This window comes from Bacillus sp. Marseille-P3661, from assembly GCF_900240995.1.
In the GTDB taxonomy this organism is placed as follows: domain Bacteria; phylum Bacillota; class Bacilli; order Bacillales; family Bacillaceae_J; genus OESV01.
This window is the reverse complement of record NZ_LT965954.1, coordinates 941,289-959,388: the sequence shown is the minus strand read 5'-3', so window position 1 is coordinate 959,388 and position 18,100 is coordinate 941,289. Positions and strand designations below refer to the sequence as shown.

At 35.0% G+C, this 18,100-nt stretch carries 21 protein-coding genes; 12 read left to right on the top strand and 9 right to left on the bottom strand.

The window, feature by feature from the left end:
- The first annotated feature begins 296 nt into the window (after positions 1–296).
- The 4 genes from C1724_RS15840 to C1724_RS15825 are packed head-to-tail and all read left to right on the top strand — an operon-like array spanning position 297 to position 3,347.
- A complete protein-coding gene (locus C1724_RS15840; protein ID WP_102347675.1) occupies positions 297–1,040 on the top strand; it encodes an ABC transporter ATP-binding protein in 744 nt (247 codons plus the stop codon).
- Entirely contained in the window at positions 1,037–1,795 is a 759-nt protein-coding gene (locus C1724_RS15835) for an ABC transporter permease (protein WP_102347674.1), read from the top strand. Before C1724_RS15840 ends, C1724_RS15835 begins: the two co-directional genes overlap by 4 nt.
- Positions 1,796–1,824: 29 nt before the next feature.
- Positions 1,825–2,688, top strand: coding sequence for an EamA family transporter (locus tag C1724_RS15830; protein WP_102347673.1), 864 nt, complete (start codon positions 1,825–1,827; stop codon positions 2,686–2,688).
- A gap of 50 nt (positions 2,689–2,738) precedes the next feature.
- A complete protein-coding gene (locus C1724_RS15825; RefSeq protein ID WP_102347672.1) occupies positions 2,739–3,347 on the top strand; it encodes a methyltransferase in 609 nt (202 codons plus the stop codon).
- Positions 3,348–3,446: 99 nt separating this feature from the next.
- On the opposite strand, the gene C1724_RS15820 is transcribed toward C1724_RS15825, so the two are convergent.
- Positions 3,447–3,737, bottom strand: coding sequence for a restriction endonuclease (locus C1724_RS15820; RefSeq protein ID WP_102347671.1), 291 nt, complete (start codon positions 3,735–3,737; stop codon positions 3,447–3,449).
- Positions 3,738–4,196: 459 nt separating this feature from the next.
- On the opposite strand from C1724_RS15820, the gene C1724_RS15810 reads away from it, so the two are divergent.
- Positions 4,197–4,853 carry a DsbA family oxidoreductase gene (locus C1724_RS15810; RefSeq protein WP_102347669.1) on the top strand — a complete coding sequence of 219 codons (657 nt, stop codon included), beginning with the start codon at positions 4,197–4,199 and terminating at the stop codon, positions 4,851–4,853.
- A gap of 319 nt (positions 4,854–5,172) precedes the next feature.
- Here C1724_RS15810 and C1724_RS15805 read toward each other — a convergent pair whose 3' ends face one another.
- Both C1724_RS15805 and C1724_RS15800 read right to left on the bottom strand, forming a co-directional pair.
- Complete coding sequence (locus C1724_RS15805; protein ID WP_102347668.1) at positions 5,173–5,451, bottom strand: hypothetical protein; 279 nt, start codon at positions 5,449–5,451, stop codon at positions 5,173–5,175.
- Positions 5,427–5,696, bottom strand: a complete 270-nt coding sequence (locus C1724_RS15800; RefSeq protein ID WP_102347667.1) for a CGCGG family putative rSAM-modified RiPP protein — start codon at positions 5,694–5,696, stop codon at positions 5,427–5,429. Before C1724_RS15800 ends, C1724_RS15805 begins: the two co-directional genes overlap by 25 nt.
- Positions 5,697–5,887: 191 nt before the next feature.
- Between C1724_RS15800 and C1724_RS15795 the strand changes: the two genes are divergently transcribed.
- Positions 5,888–6,808, top strand: a complete 921-nt coding sequence (locus C1724_RS15795) for a copper amine oxidase N-terminal domain-containing protein (protein ID WP_102347666.1) — start codon at positions 5,888–5,890, stop codon at positions 6,806–6,808.
- Positions 6,809–6,880: 72 nt separating this feature from the next.
- Here the strand turns inward: C1724_RS15795 and C1724_RS15790 are convergent, their stop codons facing one another.
- Together C1724_RS15790 and C1724_RS15785 are read right to left on the bottom strand one after the other, a co-directional pair.
- Positions 6,881–7,822, bottom strand: coding sequence for a cation diffusion facilitator family transporter (locus C1724_RS15790; RefSeq protein ID WP_102347665.1), 942 nt, complete (start codon positions 7,820–7,822; stop codon positions 6,881–6,883).
- 15 nt (positions 7,823–7,837) lie between these two features.
- Positions 7,838–8,146, bottom strand: coding sequence for an ArsR/SmtB family transcription factor (locus tag C1724_RS15785; RefSeq protein ID WP_102347664.1), 309 nt, complete (start codon positions 8,144–8,146; stop codon positions 7,838–7,840).
- A 400-nt stretch (positions 8,147–8,546) separates the two neighbouring features.
- On the opposite strand from C1724_RS15785, the gene C1724_RS15780 reads away from it, so the two are divergent.
- From C1724_RS15780 to C1724_RS15770, 3 genes are all read left to right on the top strand, one after another.
- Positions 8,547–8,747 carry a hypothetical protein gene (locus C1724_RS15780; RefSeq protein WP_102347663.1) on the top strand — a complete coding sequence of 67 codons (201 nt, stop codon included), beginning with the start codon at positions 8,547–8,549 and terminating at the stop codon, positions 8,745–8,747.
- Positions 8,748–8,992: 245 nt separating this feature from the next.
- On the top strand, positions 8,993–9,352 hold the full coding sequence (locus C1724_RS25690) for an ArsR/SmtB family transcription factor (RefSeq protein WP_102347662.1): 360 nt from the start codon (positions 8,993–8,995) through the stop codon (positions 9,350–9,352).
- 15 nt (positions 9,353–9,367) lie between these two features.
- Positions 9,368–11,491 carry a heavy metal translocating P-type ATPase gene (locus C1724_RS15770; RefSeq protein ID WP_102347959.1) on the top strand — a complete coding sequence of 708 codons (2,124 nt, stop codon included), beginning with the start codon at positions 9,368–9,370 and terminating at the stop codon, positions 11,489–11,491.
- Between the two features lie 230 nt (positions 11,492–11,721).
- On the opposite strand, the gene C1724_RS15765 is transcribed toward C1724_RS15770, so the two are convergent.
- On the bottom strand, positions 11,722–12,141 hold the full coding sequence (locus tag C1724_RS15765) for an SRPBCC family protein (RefSeq protein WP_102347661.1): 420 nt from the start codon (positions 12,139–12,141) through the stop codon (positions 11,722–11,724).
- A 197-nt stretch (positions 12,142–12,338) separates the two neighbouring features.
- On the opposite strand from C1724_RS15765, the gene C1724_RS15760 reads away from it, so the two are divergent.
- Complete coding sequence (locus tag C1724_RS15760) at positions 12,339–13,046, top strand: DNA alkylation repair protein (protein WP_102347660.1); 708 nt, start codon at positions 12,339–12,341, stop codon at positions 13,044–13,046.
- Between the two features lie 116 nt (positions 13,047–13,162).
- On the opposite strand, the gene C1724_RS15755 is transcribed toward C1724_RS15760, so the two are convergent.
- Positions 13,163–13,903, bottom strand: coding sequence for a polysaccharide deacetylase family protein (locus C1724_RS15755; protein WP_102347659.1), 741 nt, complete (start codon positions 13,901–13,903; stop codon positions 13,163–13,165).
- A 130-nt stretch (positions 13,904–14,033) separates the two neighbouring features.
- The gene (locus C1724_RS26285; RefSeq protein ID WP_308410508.1) at positions 14,034–14,279 is read right to left on the bottom strand and encodes a CBO0543 family protein; all 246 of its coding nucleotides are present in this window, start codon (positions 14,277–14,279) and stop codon (positions 14,034–14,036) included.
- Positions 14,280–14,649: 370 nt separating this feature from the next.
- Between C1724_RS26285 and C1724_RS15745 the strand changes: the two genes are divergently transcribed.
- The gene (locus C1724_RS15745; RefSeq protein ID WP_102347658.1) at positions 14,650–16,098 is read left to right on the top strand and encodes a DEAD/DEAH box helicase; all 1,449 of its coding nucleotides are present in this window, start codon (positions 14,650–14,652) and stop codon (positions 16,096–16,098) included.
- A 66-nt stretch (positions 16,099–16,164) separates the two neighbouring features.
- Here the strand turns inward: C1724_RS15745 and C1724_RS15740 are convergent, their stop codons facing one another.
- On the bottom strand, positions 16,165–16,830 hold the full coding sequence (locus C1724_RS15740) for a DUF421 domain-containing protein (protein ID WP_102347657.1): 666 nt from the start codon (positions 16,828–16,830) through the stop codon (positions 16,165–16,167).
- Between the two features lie 201 nt (positions 16,831–17,031).
- Between C1724_RS15740 and C1724_RS15735 the strand changes: the two genes are divergently transcribed.
- Positions 17,032–18,060 (top strand): fatty acid desaturase, encoded by a 1,029-nt coding sequence (locus tag C1724_RS15735; RefSeq protein ID WP_102347656.1) that lies wholly within the window; start codon positions 17,032–17,034, stop codon positions 18,058–18,060.
- Positions 18,061–18,100: the final 40 nt, after the last annotated feature.

Below are 18,100 nucleotides of genomic sequence, written 5' to 3'. Positions count from 1 at the left end.
GTTATTGTAAATATATTTTTCTAAAAAAATGATTTTTCTAATAATTTATATCATAAAATAGAGTATATTCTACAGATGTAAGCGTTAACTGTAAATTTATTCTATCTTAATAGAATAATTTGAAGCGAAAAATATCAACTTTATGCTATATGGGGATATTTCTTGCTTGGAAGTGTGCTAAGTGTTAAGTAGTATATCTATGGAAAAAACATGCTAGAATAGTGGCAGAGTATTTATATTTTCTATCGTGGTAGTTTCAAATGTACAAAAGTAACAACAATGGATGTGAGAGTAGTATGGATAAAAGTAAAATAGAAATTGAATTTAGAAATATTAGCAAAACGTTTATTAACAAGAATGAACCGGTTGTGGTGTTATCATCATTAAATGGAAAAATTTCCAGGGGTTCGATAGTCACGATTATCGGGCCTTCGGGTTCTGGAAAAAGTACAATCTTATCAGTATGTAATTTAATGGCGACGCCTGACGAGGGAGAAGTATATATTCAAGAAAAGGAAATTAGAAAATGGGATATTCAAGAGCTAAGGCGTCATGTAGGAATTGCGTTTCAAGCAGCGCCAATGATTGATGGGACAGTATTGGATAATTTAATATTGCCAGCAAGGCTGCAAGGTATGGAACTGAAAGATCCTGAAATGTATTTGCAATATGTGGGCTTGAAGGATGATTTATTACCAAGGTCCGCCAGTGAACTTTCGGGTGGACAAAAACAACGATTATCGCTTGCAAGAACACTAGTAAATAAGCCAGACGTGTTATTACTAGATGAGATAACCTCTGCGCTTGATCCTCAAGCAGTACATGAGGTAGAAGAACTTATTTTGAGGATTAATAGGGAGCAGCATACAACCATTCTTTGGGTTACACATGATCAATCACAAGCTGAGCGAGTTGGTGATCAAACATGGCTTGTTATTGATGGTCGACTAATCGAATCAGCTCCAACTAAGCAGTTCTTTACTGCACCTAAAGATAGTAGAACGAAAGAATTTATAAATATAAAGAGGGTTGTGCGATGAGCCTATTTACTCTATTACTTAGTTTTGGCTTTGTCATAATTGCCTTTTTTCTTTCGACTGCATTCAAATTAGGGTTAGGGAAAGAACTGATTATTGCAAGTATACGAGCTACCATCCAGTTGATGGTGGTTGGTTATATTTTAAAACTTGTGTTCGGATTTCAGCATCCTTTTGTAGTGATGTTGATGCTATTTGTAATGATTGCTGTGGCAGCGAAAAACGCGGCAATACGTGGTAAGGGATTACCGCATATCTTTTGGAAGATTTTTATTACCCTTACGATCGTTGAGGTCATTGTCCAAGGTTTCTTGTTACTATTTAATATTGTCCCGGCAACAGCGCAATATATTATTCCGATTAGTGGGATGATAATTGGAAATTCTATGATAATCTCAAGTCTCTTTTTAAATCGCTTAAAAAATGACTTAACGTTAAGAAAGGATGAAATTTTATTAATTTTATCCTTGGGTGGAAGTGTGAAACAGTCAATATTTCCTATATTAAAGCAGTCGATACGATCTAGCTTAATCCCAACTGTTGAAGGTCAAAAAACAATAGGGCTTGTCCAATTACCTGGAATGATGACAGGTCAAATTATTGCGGGTGCAGATCCGCTTCAAGCTGTTCGACTTCAGCTTTTAATTGTATTTCTTATTTTAGCGGCTGCATCTTTAACGGCTATTATTTTAGGTGTTCTAATATATCCTGGACTTTTTAATACATATCAACAATTAGATATAGGGAATTGGAAATAGAGAAAGTGATAAGTTGTGAGGGGATAATTTTGAAGGGGAAATTACCATTTTTATTCGTTTTATTTGCTGCCGTTTTATGGGGAACAACCGGTACGGCACAAACGTTCGCACCGGAAAATACGCATCCAATATCTTTTGGTGCGATGAGATTGGCGTTTGGCGGCTTAACATTATTAGCTTTTGTATATATTCGGGGAACCTTAAACTTAAAATCTTGGTCATTTAGAGAAGTTATTCTTCCAGCTATAAGCATGGCTTGTTATCAACCATTTTTCTTTTTAGCTGTAAAAATAACTGGTGTTGCCGTCGGCACTGTTGTTGCAATTGGCAGCGCGCCAATCTTGGCAGGTATTATGGAGGGCTTTTCAAAGAAAAGGCTGCCATCAAAGTCATGGTGGCTGGCAACTGGTTTTGCCCTTTTGGGTTGTATCCTTTTATTTACAACTGATGTTTCTGTTCAAGTACAGCCGCTCGGAATCTTTTTGGCACTAGGTGCAGGGCTAGCATTTGCTACATATACGTTGGCTAGCAAGGAGTTGTTAAGAACAAAAGCTCCAGAATCGGTTGTGGCAGTAGTGTTTACACTTAGTGCAATTCTGTTAGTGCCGTTTTTATTTATGTTTGATCTAACTTGGCTCTTAAAAATAAATGGTATCGGTGCAAGCTTGTATCTAGGGGTATTTGCAACCGGTATTGCATATTTATTTTTTATAAAAGGATTAGTTCGAATTCAAGCATCAACTGCAGTTACGCTCTCGTTATTTGAGCCGTTAACAGCTGCAATGCTTGGAGCATTTTTAGTCGGTGAAACGTTATCCTTCCGTTCGTGGGTTGGTGTAGTCCTTATATTTGCCGCGATTGTAGTAATATCATTTAATCCAAAAAAGCGTTAAAGAAAATTAGTTTGTGGAGCTAGGTTACTTGATTAAGAAGGGATAAAGAAATGAAAGAACATTATTATGATAAGCTGTTAAACATAAAGACGAGGGGAGATCAGAAAAGTTTTAATAAATCTTTTCATTATCACCCTTATGAGCCAACACCATACCATGCCCTTGAAACATTATTTCAACAATACAAAATAAAAAGTACAGATCGCATTGTGGATTTTGGTTGTGGGAAAGGCCGTTTAAACTTTTTCGTTCATTATTTATATGATGTATCTGCTACGGGGATCGAAATGAACGAGGCCTTTTACCATGAGTCTGTTGAAAATCGAAATCGGTATTTTAGTAAGAATAAAAAGGGCAAGGGTACAATTCAATTTCGATGCTGTTTAGCGGAGGAATATGAGATTGATAAAATGGATAATCGCTTTTATTTCTTTAATCCTTTTTCTGTGCAAATCTTTATGAATGTCATAAACAATATATTATTGTCGGTAGAAACAGCTAGCCGGGAAATTGAATTAATTTTATATTATAGCTCCGATGAATATATTTATTTTTTAGAAACCAATACTTCGTTTGTTTTGAAGAAAGAAGTACTGCTGCCTGGTTTTTATGAAAAAAATCCATATGAAAGGTTTTTAATTTATAGTTTGAATTATTGATGTATTTTGAATGATTGATTGAGTTTAAACTTAATTTAGTTCGACCAAATCGACCAATTCGACAAGTGGCACTTGTCGAACTGGTCGATATTTATATATTTATTTGCCTCTTTGTTTGCGGTCGTTTGATTTTCGAATTTTCATTATTTTGGTGGAAGGTTGTTTGCGGATCCATTTAATAAATCGAGAAAGTTTTTCATCGTTTCTAAGTTCCGGCAATGTTGTCAAACGAGCAGCAATTTCTTCATTTGTATAGAGAGCATGGATTTGTTTGTGACAAGGAATACATAGCTTTGCTGTTGCGCCAAATGTACCGCCCAATTCTTTTGGTACCAGGTGATGTATAGTTGTATCCACTCCATTACGACCGCAAAGATCACATACTTCCATTAGCTGCCTCCTAGACAATCTTATTCTTTTACATTTGTCTTATTTTTCGTAGCTTTTATAGTTTCTATTATAACTTTTGTGCATGCTACTATGAGGCCACTCAGTAATATCATTCCCATATATATAGGGTGCAAATGTGACTCCGATACATCACCCCAAGGGAAAAGTATATGGTAAATATGCGGCAAAATCCAAAAGTTTACAATGTAAAAGCCAATCATCGTTCCGAAAACAATTCGCATTTTTTCCTCTCCCTTATGAGTAGTAAATGTAATTATTTAATGGGATATAGGGGTAGTTCAATGCTAACAGGTAATTGTAATTCATTAAAGTCTGGGCAAGCAAGCATGAAAATGGACTGAAAAAGGTCATTATAGATATACTAATACAAGGAAAAAGATTGGAGGGATATAAATGTTAATTGAAATGTGGACGGACTTTGCCTGACCTTTTTGCTATATTGGCAAGAGACGTCTGGAGGACGCACTAAAACAAATTAACCAGCATGTAGATGTTGTTTATAGATGTTATGAATTAGATCCAACTGCGGAGCGTGAGATAAATTATAATATCTATGAAAAATTAGCTCAGAAGTACGGAATGAGTATTCAACAAGCAAAAGCCAATGTAAATCAAATGGTTCAAATGGCGCAGGATGCAGGTTTAGACTATAAAATGGATACGCTTATTCTGACGAATACATTTGATGCCCACCGTTTGGTAATGTTTGCGAAAACAAAAGGTCTGATGCATGAAATGACAAATCGTATATTGCAAGCATATTACACGGAGTCAAAACATATTGGCGATCACGATACGTTAACAAAGTTAGCAGTGGAAGTGGGTTTGGATCGTATTGAAGTGGCTGATTTATTGGCAAGTGATCAAATGAGTGATGCTGTTCGTAACGATGAACAAGAAGCAGCGCAACTTGGCATTCGAAGCATTCCATTCTTCCTTATAAATAAAAAATATGCAATTACCGGTGCACAATCAGTAGAAGTGTTTGTGCAGTCGTTGAATCAAATTATTGAACAAGATGGCCCCTTTATAAATGTGACAGACCAAGGTGGAGTCGTTTGTGATGATAATGGCTGCGAAATTCCCAAAAAATAATTGAATCAAAATAAATAACACTGTGGGAGTATTGACATTTTCCATAGTGTTTTTATTTTTAAAATTAAATGGTTTACAGATAATGGTAACACAATTCACTCATTTTTGTGAATCCGACTGGAGACCCGTTATATTGAAATTGCCTATATTCCTTGATGATTTATTTGCTATATAAGTTGAAATTCATATAGGAGAAGGAATCTTACATTTTTAATCAAACGTTTAATTAAACAGATTAAAACCAAATCAAAATCGACAAGTGCCTGGCACTTGTTGATTCCTGGCACTTGTCGGTTTATTTGTTGGTTTGGTTTGTTTTTTACGAAGGGAAGTATATCTCTACGCGATCGGTGCCGTTTTGAAGGCTAAAGTAGTTTTGAAAATCAGTAATCATAAAGTAAACAGGAAAATCCTTTAGTGTGATAATGTAGATACTTTCGTCATTAATAAATTCGAGCTTATCCGTTGAAAGTTTAATACTCTTAAAGTGAAAGCCCTCACGTTTCCACAAAAAATCTTCATCTTGATAGTAATTTAAGACAACTTGGCGGTTTTGATAACCTTTAAGTATCTCTAAATTTTCCAATTGTTTTTCCATACTCGTAGCACATACCCTCCGCATCCGCATTGATCTATAAATTTCATTTTAATTTTATCATTAAAAATAGCTGCTAATGCATCTGTTAAATAATCTGCAGGATTGCCGAAAGTAGCGGGTGTGACAACATTCACGTAAAATCCTTTTTCGGTTTCCTCAACAGCTTCAATTGCATCTTTGATGACTAACTTTAGATCATTTTCGTATTCCTCGTGCTCAAGTGATACGGACCAGTTTTTGCTCATATAACCACCTCTACATACAATTTTACAGCTACCAAATCATGAACGTAATGATTTAAGTCACAGGCAATGAGTTTTCAAAAGTAATGGAATACGGACTGGGTTTACGAACAAATCTATTGAAAAAAGATATGTAACTTTTTTATTTCTTTTTCGTCGAAGTAGTAAATACAAAATAAAGTGGGGAGATTATCATGAATAAATTTTCTAAGTTAGCGTTATCAGCTCTTGTAAGTGGAGCTATTCTTAGTCATAATCCAGTATTAGCCGAAAAAGCAATACCGATAAAAGTATCGGAACAAACTATTAATACTGAAGATACAACTAAGTTTATGAAGTCCACTGGTGTGATATCAGAGGTAAGTAAAGATGGAGAATACACAACGGTAGTTGTTGAGAATCAAGATCATTCTTTGCAAACAATTTTTAAAATAAACAAAGATGTTTTACTTTACAATGGCGAAAGTACTGAAAGTTTTAAGATTGAGGATTTTAAAAAAGGGCTAAGTGTCGAAGCATACTATGATAAAAATAAACCAATGATCATGATTTACCCAGCAGTTATTACACCTGAAATTATGATCATTAATGAGCGTGAGAAGATGGGGCAGGTTAAGGTTGGGAAATTTGGTGAAGATTTAGTAAGCCTAGATAAGGAGTTAAAGCTGAACTTAGCTGAAACTACGATACTGCTGAATGAAGATGGAGATGTAATTAAACAAGAAGAACTGACAAATAAAGAATTGATTGTATTTTATACCGTATCCACTAAAAGTATTCCAGCTCAAACAACACCATCAAAAGTTGTAGCATTGAACGATAAAGTAGATAAGCAAAAAGAAGTGTTGCAAGTTATTAAAGGGGATTACTATATGAATAACGATATTAAAATGATTCCGATCCGAGCAGTAGCAGAATTTCTTGGTTATGAAGTAAAGTGGCAACAGGAAACGGCGAGCGTACTGTTAGAGAAAACAAATCAATCGTACGTAATTAAACTAAATACCAATCAATTTGAATATAACTCTAGTACTCGCACTTTTGAGACTCAACCAGAAATAAAGGATAGCAAAGTTTATGTACCTGAGACAATCATTGAAATGTTAGTTGATTAATAATTAAACAAAAAACAGGAAAATAGCGTGTTATGCTATTTTCCTGTTTTTAAATAGATTGCGCTTTTACTATTATACTTCAGTTTCGGCATGCTGAAGGTTTGATTTTTCAACTTGGATTGTAGTATGTTTTATTTTAAAATGATCCTCGATTTTATAGATTGCTTCTTGAAGAATGACTTGGCTGTCTTTGTCATCTTCAATTAAGATGTGACAGCTTAGGGAATCTAATCCTGATGTGATCGTCCAAATGTGGAGGTCGTGGATGTTAATTACTCCTGGAATTTGTGTTAATGTTTTTTCAACCTCTTGTTGGTCAATGGTCATCGGGGTTCCTTCCATAAGAATGTGAATAGTATGTTTAATAACGCCCCATGCGCTTTTCAAGATTAACAGGGCAACTACCACACTAATTATTGGGTCAGCTAAATACCACTCAAAATAAAACATAACCAATCCAGCTACTATTGCTCCAACAGAACCTAATGCATCACCAAGTACATGCAAATAGGCGCTGCGTATGTTTACATTATCTTTCACATCACCTTGGCTAATTAATGCCCATGCACTAAGTAAGTTTGCAAACAGGCCTATCGATGCAATTAACATCATAGTACCACTCGCAACTGTTGGGGGATCAAGGAATCTCTCATATGCTTCCCAAACAATAAACCCGGCAATTAAGAAGAGGGTAACACCATTAAACAAAGCAGCAAGTATTTCAAAGCGATAAAAACCATATGTTTTATTTGGTGATGCAGGTTTAGTTGCGAACCACATTGCTACTAGACTTAGTGCTAAAGAGCTGGCGTCACTTAGCATATGGCCTGAATCAGATAATAATGCTAAGCTATTTGTTATCAATCCACCGAAAAATTCCAAAAGCATAATACAACTCGTAATAAGCAATGCCATCGTTAGGCCTTTTTTATTGCCTTCTCTAGTTGGCCCGTGATGATGTCCGTGATGATGATCATGATCGTGATGACCATGGCCATGATGGTGGTGATGCATGCTATGTCCTCCCTCCTAATGATGCGATGAATGGTGTATCATTAGTTTTAAAATATCAATTACGTGTTCGTCGTCGTACGTATAAAAAATAGATTTGCCTTCTCTACGTGATTTTACTAAACGCAGGTTTTTTAGGAATGATAGTTGATGGGATACAGCAGATTGTGTCATACCTAATACTTCAGCAATATGTCCGACAGAACATTCTTCCTGTGATAATAGATATAAAACCTTAATTCTAGTAGGGTCACCTAAAGCCTTAAATGTTCTTGAAACAGTTTCAACGATTTCGGGATCTAAGTAGTGATGTTCATTCATTTCCATATCTATGATCCTCCTGCTTTGAAGTATTATACACATGAGCAATTATTCATATATATAAAATAATCTAGCACCTTATCAATGATTTGTAAATGCTACTTTTTAGAAGATTTAAAATTTGTGTACGATATAGTATGTATTTTCGTTTCATGTGTGACAGGAATTTTTTACTTTTTAAGTCCTGACCTCTGGACAATAGGTACGCTTTTAGTGACTTGATTAGCAATAGGTGCCATTTATGAAAATCAGGTATTACAGTTCCTAAAGCCCCCAAAAAGACTGTTAGTTAAATTTATTAATTACAATTTGTATGAAGAGGTGGCGAATGATATTATAGTTAAGTTGGGGCAAGTGTTGCTCTTTTTTTAGACCTAGTAAATTGTTTTGAAGGGAGTTAGGTTAAATGAATTTGTTGTACTTTCCTGAAAATAAATTAGAATACATTCCTTCACTAATTTCTTTAGCAGCAATAATTATAATAACTATACTTGTAGTTCAGTTCGTAATAAGATATTCAAAGAAGGAAGAAGAAAAAGCAAAGGAACTGGAGAGAAGATTAATTGAAAGTCAAACTCTTCAAAAGAATGAACATAAGCCTGTCTAGAGACAGGCTCTTTAATCTAGAATCGTTCTTTGCTCAAAAAAGATATTAATTTTATAAAGATGCTAAAATATTATTAATGGATGTAGGAACATCCTATGTGAAGGTACATAATATATTGGAAGATCCTTTGTTAGATATGGAAAAGGTGAAAATTAACCAATATCATTTTAATTAATTTTTGAATGATATTGGTTAATTTATACTATAATATTCAAATCTATATTTGAATGAAGTGGGTGAGTGGCTTGAGTTCAAAAGATAGCTGTGATGTTTTTTGCTTTGATAAAGAAAAGGTTAACCGTATTCAAAATGCTCTTATGATAGAAAATATAGAGAAGTTGGCTAAAGTCTATAAGGTATTAGCAGATGAGAATAGAGCAAAAATTGCATATGCTTTATGTCTAGAGGATGAATTATGTGTTTGTGATGTTGCAAACATCATACAGTCATCTGTTGCTACAGCCTCCCATCATTTACGAACAATGAAAAAAATGGGCTTAGCAAGATTTAGAAAAGAAGGCAAATTAGCTTTTTACTCTCTAGATGATACGCATGTTAAACAGCTCATTCTGATAACTTTGGAACATTTAAAGGAGGGGGTTTAAGTGTCAGATCAGGATATGCCGAAGGACAAAAATGTATATCGTATTCAAGGATTATCATGAGCAAGCTGTGCAAATAAGTTCGAACAGAACGTTAAACACCTGGATGGTGTTTTAGATGCGAATATAAACTTTGGTGCCGCAAAAATCACTGTGTATGGAAGTACTACCATCGAACAATTAGAAAAAGCGGGTGCTTTTGATAACTTAAGAATTTTTCCTGAAAAGACAAGGCCCGAAATTAAAAAAGAACCATTCTGGAATAAAAGAGAAAACCAAAAAGTAATTCTTGCTTTCTTATTACTAGTAGCAGCATGGGTGTTAGGTAAGCAATATGGGGAAGGAAGTTTGCTTTCTACAGGATTTTATTTGCTATCTATTTTGATAGGTGGTTATTCGTTATTTATCAAAGGTATAAAGAACCTAATTTCCTTAAATTTTAACATGAGCACATTGATGACCATTGCTATTATAGGTGCTGCAGCCATAGGCGAGTGGGGTGAGGGTGCTACTGTTGTTATCTTATTTGCTGTAAGTGAGGCGCTTGAGACGTATTCAATGGATAAGGCAAGGCGATCAATCCGATCATTAATGGAGATTTCTCCGAAGGAAGCTCTCATCAGAAGAAACGATGTGGAAATGGCTGTTCCAGTAGATAAAATTGAAATTGGGGACATTATGATCGTTAAGCCTGGCCAAAAGTTGGCGATGGATGGTGAAGTGATTAAAGGAACTTCTACTATCAATCAGGCTGCGATTACGGGTGAATCAGTACCAGTTTCTAAATCGAGCGGTGATGAAGTATATGCTGGAACTATAAATGAAAAGGGCTTACTAGAGGTGCTAGTAACTAAAACTGTTGAAGATACAACACTAGCTAAAATTATTCATTTAGTAGAGGAAGCGCAGGCAGAAAGGGCACCATCTCAACAATTTGTTGATAGATTTGCAAAATATTATACACCAGCCATAATATTAATTGCCTTTATTATTGCAGTTTTCTCACCATTGTTGCTTGGTGCAGACTGGAGTGAGTGGATTTATCGTGGGCTAACTGTATTGGTTGTAGGGTGTCCATGTGCATTAGTTATCTCAACTCCAATTGCTATTGTAACCGCTATTGGCAATGCAGCGAAACAAGGTGTTTTAATTAAAGGTGGCGTTTACTTAGAACAAACAGGAGCTTTATCAGCCATTGCTTTTGATAAGACGGGAACTTTAACAAAAGGAATGCCTGTGGTGACAGATATCGTTATGATTACTACTGATAGTAATGAACAGCAAATTTTAGGGATCACTGCAGCAATTGAAAAAGGTTCGCAGCACCCATTGGCATCGGCCATTGTTCGAAAAGCTGAGCAGAACAGAATTGATTTTAAATCTATAGATGTTGATGACTTCGGGGAAATAACAGGTAAGGGTGTAAGAGCAGTTGTGAATGACCGTTTATATTATGTTGGAAGTCCTAAATTGTTTGGCGATTTAAATGTTCCCAATTTTGATGATCATTTAAAAAGCACTATTCACAGTTTACAAGGACAAGGTAAAACAGTAATGATCATTGGCACTGAAGAAAAAATAGTTGCAATGATTGCAGTAGCCGATGAGGTTCGTAATACTAGTAAAGAGGTAATTGAGAAACTTCAAAGGATTGGTGTAAAGAAAACGATAATGCTTACAGGGGACAACAAAATTACAGCTGATGCAATCGGTGCGCAGCTAGGTATTACAGAAGTGAAGGCTGAGCTACTTCCGCAAGATAAATTAGAGAACATCAAAGCATTGAGGAAACAATATGGAAATGTAGCGATGGTTGGAGATGGGGTGAATGATGCACCAGCGCTTGCGGCATCAACAGTCGGGATTGCGATGGGGGGAGCAGGCACAGATACAGCCTTGGAAACTGCAGATATAGCACTAATGGCAGATGATTTAGAAAAGCTGCCGTTTGCAATTAAATTGAGCCGTTGTTCGCTGCTTATTATAAAGCAAAATATCACCTTCTCTTTAGGTATAAAGGTGTTAGCGTTATTGCTGATTATTCCTGGATGGTTAACATTATGGATGGCTATTTTTGCAGATATGGGTGCAACGTTACTTGTGACATTGAATAGTCTGCGGCTGTTAAAAGTTAGACAATAAGATTTTATACGGAAATGAATAAATGAAGGCTCGGGCAACTCGCTCGGGTCTTTTTTAGACAGCAAGATAGAAATAGTGACAAACATAGGGGAGTATAAACAACTAATACGATGCTAACAACGTATATAAAGGAGTTTACCTGCTATAAAAAGTTATATTAACTAAAGCAACGGTAATCGAGAGAGAGGGCTCTCTCGATTCCGCAGCATAAACTAAGCTACCTATTTAAATTATTCCTCGACTACATTCTTTAGCTTTTGGATGATGCCAGCCCAACCTTGATTCATGCGCTCACGAATAACAGAACTTTTTTCTCCAGCTTTCGGTACAATTTCATCATCTTTCCAACCGCCATGGATAAGTGTAAATTCAGTTTTATCATCAAGCTCTTTTAAAATAAATGATACTACCCAGCCATCAGTATCCCATGAAAAAGAAAGCTTATGTGGCGCATCAACTTCTAGTACTTTACATGGCGATGGTCCAAAAGGGGACTGTAAATGAAATTCGTGTCCAACAGTAGGCTCCAAGTTGTTCGGCATAAACCAAGAAGTAATGCCTTCGGAGGTGGAGGTTGTATTCCAAACTTTTTGAATTGACGTTTCGATAATAATAGAATGTTTAATATCCTGTACAGTATTTGATCCCATTTGATTTGTTCTCCTTAATTTTTTTACCTTCTAAGGAAGTTAATTCCTTTATTAGGGAAGTATACAAATTGCAGTTGCTTATTCCATATTAATACAATAAACTGTTATGAATCAAGCAGAGTTAGTTATGATCTATCAAACTGAAGGGAATTATGTTAGCAAGCAGTAAAAAAGGTGTGCTTTTAGGGGGATTACAAATGAATTATGAAGAAATAATGAAAAAGCTTGAAGAGTTGGGGACAGATCAAACGAAACAAACCTTTATACGACATGGTGCTAAAGAACCTTTGTATGGTGTTAAAGTAGGTGACTTGAAAAAGCTGGTTAAGTATGTCAAAAAAGAACATATGTTAGCTCTGCAATTATACGATTCGGGCAACCATGATGCGATGTATTTGGCTGGATTGTCTATAAATCCAAAATCTATGACAAAGGACATATTGGAACAATGGGTTGAAAAAGCATATTGGTATATGCTCGCAGAATATACTGTTGCTAATGTAACAGCAGAAAGTGACTTTGCTCTTGAGTTAGCGAGAAGATGGATGCATTCAAGCACCGAGATGGTGGCTACTTGCGGCTGGAGTACATATGCTAATTATTTATCGATCACACCAGATGTAAAGCTCGATTTAAATGAAATCAAACAATTGTTAAATAAGATTGCGACCTCCATTCATGATGAAAAAAACCGGGTTAGATATGTGATGAATAGTTTTGTTATAGCTGTTGGAGCATTTGTATCACCACTACATGAAGAAGCGAAGAAAGTAGCTGAACAGATTGGAAAGGTTCATGTAGATGTTGGACAAACTGCGTGCAAAGTTCCTTTAGCTACAGACTATATACAAAAGGTAGAAAATAGAGGGAAGATTGGTGCAAAAAAGAAAACATGTATTTGTTAACATTTTTTCGTTTACACTATACGGGCCACGATGGTTTCATGGCCCGTCAATAATGTATAAATCGAATTCAGTTTGCTACGTCAATTAGTTACAGTTTTTTTATCTCGACTAAATCTTTATTCATCGGCATGTTCTATAGCCCAAAGATCAGGAACAGTTACGAATTCATAGCCTTTTTTTTGAAGATAGGGAATTAGTTCATTTAGAGCTTGTACTGTTCCAGAAAGATCTTGCGTCCAATGTCCTGCACTGTGCATTAAAATGATTGCTCCAGGATGGACAGCGTTTAGTATTTTAGCTTTTATTTTTTCAGAAGATAAACTTTTCCAATCTTCCGAGTCAACTGACCAACCTATACCACGATAACCCATTTTCCCTAATTGTTGGACTTGTTGTTCGGTTAATGCACCATAAGGAGCACGGAATAAGCTAGTTTCCATGTTAATAATTGATTTCAATTCTTGTTCATTTTTATTAATTTCCCATATCATATTGCTTAAACCAGTTTTTGTAAGTTGTGGGTGCCAATACGTGTGGTTTCCGATAACATGACCTTCGTTAAAAATTCTTTGTGTTATGTCTGGGTATGTATGTGCACGAGTACCCAGCAGGAAAAAAGTTGCCTTTACATTATAGTTATTTAACACGTCCAATATTTGCGGGGTAAAGCGTTGGTCCGGTCCATCATCAAAGGTTAGGGCGATTACTTTTTGGTTAGTTTGAGCTTTATAAATCATGATATCTGGATATTTGGCTTGTAATGGATAAGAATATTGTGCTGAAGTAAGGGAACAAATCGGATTGAAATAAACGAGCATGAAGACTAGTAAAAGTCTACAAAAATAACGATGTTTCATAACATTCCCTCTTTCATGGTATTCATTATCAGTTTGTGTACTTACGGATTTAAATATCCATGATTATGGTGTATAGCAAAAACGGTACTTTTGCTATACCATTTGTCGGTTAAGGATAAATGCCACTCAATTACTTTGCATCAATTTTCCTTATCAATTCAATGAACATTCTTGTTATTAGTGACTTGAAACTAACTGATAAAAATGTATGATACCATTTCCACTTTTTACTCCATCTAATTAAACTTGTCTTTTTTTCTGCCCACAATTCGATTACTAACAATGGGATTGTAAAATAAAAGAGCTTATAAAAAGTTTCGAAAGGTTTTTTATTATATGTTATTTGATTATAAAGAATAGTAAATGTGGGATATATTAATATATCAAATAAAATGTGCGTGTGTAATATTCTTGGGAAAATCGGATTGGATATCGCACTATTTTAAAGTATGTAAGAAACTTGTCTGTATAAATATTTGTAACCGCGTTAAATAAATAGACGATTACCCAGTCTTTGATAGGTGGTTTTCTCAGGAAAATTGGTATCAATGCTATAAGGTTTAAAACAAGTATACAATGCAACAAGTACTTCATTTCACTTATACTTCTTCTCATAGAAGTTGCTCCTTTTACAATAATAGAAAATGTTACTATTATGTTTTCACCTAACTTAAAGGTAATTATGCAAGGTTGGTAATAGAGTAAGGGATAATAAAAATCAAAAAAATAATCATATGAGGTCATTTATGGGTAATAACGGCAGCTTTAAAGATTATAAAATTAGTGATGACATTGTAAAAGCGTTATCGAATTTACATTATAAAGTTCCAACAGAAGTCCAGCAAAAAGTAATACCAGTCGCATTAGACCAAAAAGATCTTGTTGTTAAGGCAAGAACTGGGAGCGGTAAAACAGCAGCTTTTGGAATCCCTATATGTGAACTTGTTGAGTGGGAGGAAAATAAACCGCAGGCGTTAGTTCTAACTCCAACACGAGAGCTTGCTGCTCAAGTAAAAGAAGATCTAACGAATATAGGGAGGTTTAAACGAATAAAGGCAACAGCAATATATGGAAAACAATCATTTGTAAAACAAAAATTGGAATTAAAGCAAAAAACGCATGTTGTTGTAGGTACACCAGGTCGTGTGTTAGATCATCTCGAAAAGGGCACTCTTATTGTTGATAAATTAAAGTATTTAATAATAGATGAAGCGGATGAGATGTTAAATATGGGCTTTATTGATCAAGTAGAAGCCATCATACAGAAACTGCCAACTGAACGGCATACATGTTTATTCTCAGCTACACTACCAGCAGATATTGAAAGACTATACCATTCGTATATGTTAAATCCAATACATATTAAACTAGAAGAAACAGAAAGTATGACTAAACAGATCACTCATAAGTTGGTGGAGGTTGAAGAAGAACAAAAGTTTTCCGCTCTTCAAGCTTTTACAATAGTTGAAAATCCTACTAGTTGTATTGTTTTCTGCCGAACTAAAGATGGAGTTGACATCCTTTTAGATGGAATGAACAAGTTAGGTTATCCATGCGACAAAATCCATGGTGGAATGTATCAAGAAGACCGTTTCGAGGTAATGAATGACTTTAAAAAAGGTGAATTTCGCTATTTAATAGCGACAGATGTGGCAGCGAGAGGCATTGATGTCGAAAATATCTCGCTTGTTATTAATTATGATATTCCACTTGAAAAGGAAAGTTATGTGCATCGAACTGGCAGAACAGGAAGGGCAGGTAAAAAGGGCAAGGCAATTACATTTATGACTCCCGATGAAGTAAAGTTTCTAACAGAGATTGAGGCGTATATAGGCTTTAATATTCCTAAAATACCTGTTCCTTCAAAAGAGACGGTTGATAAAGCAAAAGCAGCATTTGAAGAAAAAATAAATGCGCGACCTACCCTGAAGGTTGATAAAAGTGTGAACTTAAACCAGGATATTATGAAATTATACTTTAATGGCGGTAAGAAGAAAAAGCTTAGAGCTGTTGACTTTGTAGGGACAATAGCCAAGATTGATGGTATCAAAGCAGAGGATATTGGCATCATTACAATTCAAGAAAATGAAACTTTTGTTGAGATTCTGAATGGTAAAGGCTCAATCGTTCTTGATGTGATGAAAAATACAAAGATAAAAGGTAAACAGCTTAAGGTGCATAAGGCGTTTGAGTAGAAGACAGATAATTGCATTAAAAAAAAGTGCTTGAGGGACTCAAGCACTTTTTAATTAAACATTTATTTAATTAGCTGTTCGTTTTTTTATGTTAAGTTTCTGTGTTTTTTCATTAACATAAGCATAAATAATGTCTTTAGCCTTTAAATTATGCTTTTTTAAGTGATCTAAAAGCCACTCTTTTGTTTTTCCAAGTAGTTTAAGATTTCTATGTTGAATTCTTCCATCAATGATAACTGATATAGGTAAACCCTCATCCTCAATCGATATCTCTAAATGTTGAACTGTTACTGCCGTGTTTTCAGGTTTAGGGATAATACTTACTTCTCCGATCGGCTCAAGCAAGGCATAATCAATATCGGATATTTTGGGATAACCCTTCGTTCTTAAAATAGATAGAAGTTGTGCAATCGATAACCTGGATTTTTCGATATTATCTTCAACAATTTCCCCGTCTTTAATCAAAATCGTTGGTTCACCTAAGAAAAAGCGATTTCCCCATTGCCATAAAGTTAATTTAGCAAACAATATATGCAGCACAACTAATATAGCTAATGCATATACGGTCGGTATAAATTCAGTACTTATTAATGGCTCTGATGCAATAGTTCCAACGATAATAATTGCAACTAAATCATATGGTGTCATTTGAATAATAGTTGATTTCCCCATTAATCTCATAATTGCGATCGTAATTAAATATAAAGTGAAAATCTTGAGGATTAAGGTCATAAATGTCGCCTCGAATCTACTTTTTTAATATAGTTCCCAGAATTACCGCAAGTATAAAATGAAAAGTATTGATGAAAAATAACAATATATTCCACAGTGGTATGACATTTGTCATCTTTTTAACATGACATGTATGTCTGCAAAGCTGAGATGCTTTTGTATATACTTAGATTAACAAATGCGGAAAAGGAATTGATACAAATGGCAAATCAAAAAATGATTAGTTTACGGAAACAAGTTGCTCCGTATGAAAGCTCAAATACTCGTAACAGTGTGCTGCAACTTTTGAATACGCTTTTACCCTTTATTTTGGTATGGATACTTGCTTATAAAAGTCTTTCCGTATCATATTTGTTAACATTAGCATTAACAGTTATTGGAGCAGGTCTATTGGTTAGAATTTTTATTATCTTCCATGACTGTTGTCATCACTCGTTTTTTAAAAGTCGTCGAGCAAATAGAATTGTCGGGACAATGACTGGAATATTAACACTATTTCCATATTATCAATGGCAGCATAATCACTCAGTACATCATGCTACAAGCGGAAATTTAGATAAACGTGGTATTGGGGATATTTGGGTACTTACAGTAGAGGAATATATGGAAGCATCGTTTTGGTTACGTTTTGCATATAGATTGTATCGAAATCCAATTATCATGTTTTTAGTAGGTCCAACCTATGTATTTTTATTAGAAAATCGATTTAATCGGAAAGATGCGCGCTTAAAAGAACGATTAAATACGTATTTTACGAACATATCTATAGTAACTATTATAGCTGTGCTTTGCTATAGTATTGGTTGGGAGGCATTTTTATTAATACAAGGGCCAATCTTCTTAATTTCAGGTACTGCAGGTGTTTGGCTATTTTATGTCCAACACACGTTTGAGGATTCTTATTATGCAGAGAGTAAAGAATGGGATTTTGTAAAAGCAGCCGTTGAAGGAAGTTCATTTTATAAACTACCTAAATTGCTTCAATGGTTCACGGGAAACATTGGCTATCATCATGTACATCATCTAAGTCCAATGGTGCCTAATTATAACCTTGAAACAGTACACAATGAAACGGAACCTTTGCAACAAGTGCCGACTATTACGTTAGCCACAAGTTTGCAATCTTTAAGATATAAATTATGGGATGAGCAAGGTAATAAATTTATTACTTTTAAAGAAATAAAGTCAATTTCTAAAGTGAAAAATGTAAAAGTTAATGCCGAGTCTTAAAAATTCCAAATTGCTGTCAATATATAGTAATATGAAGATA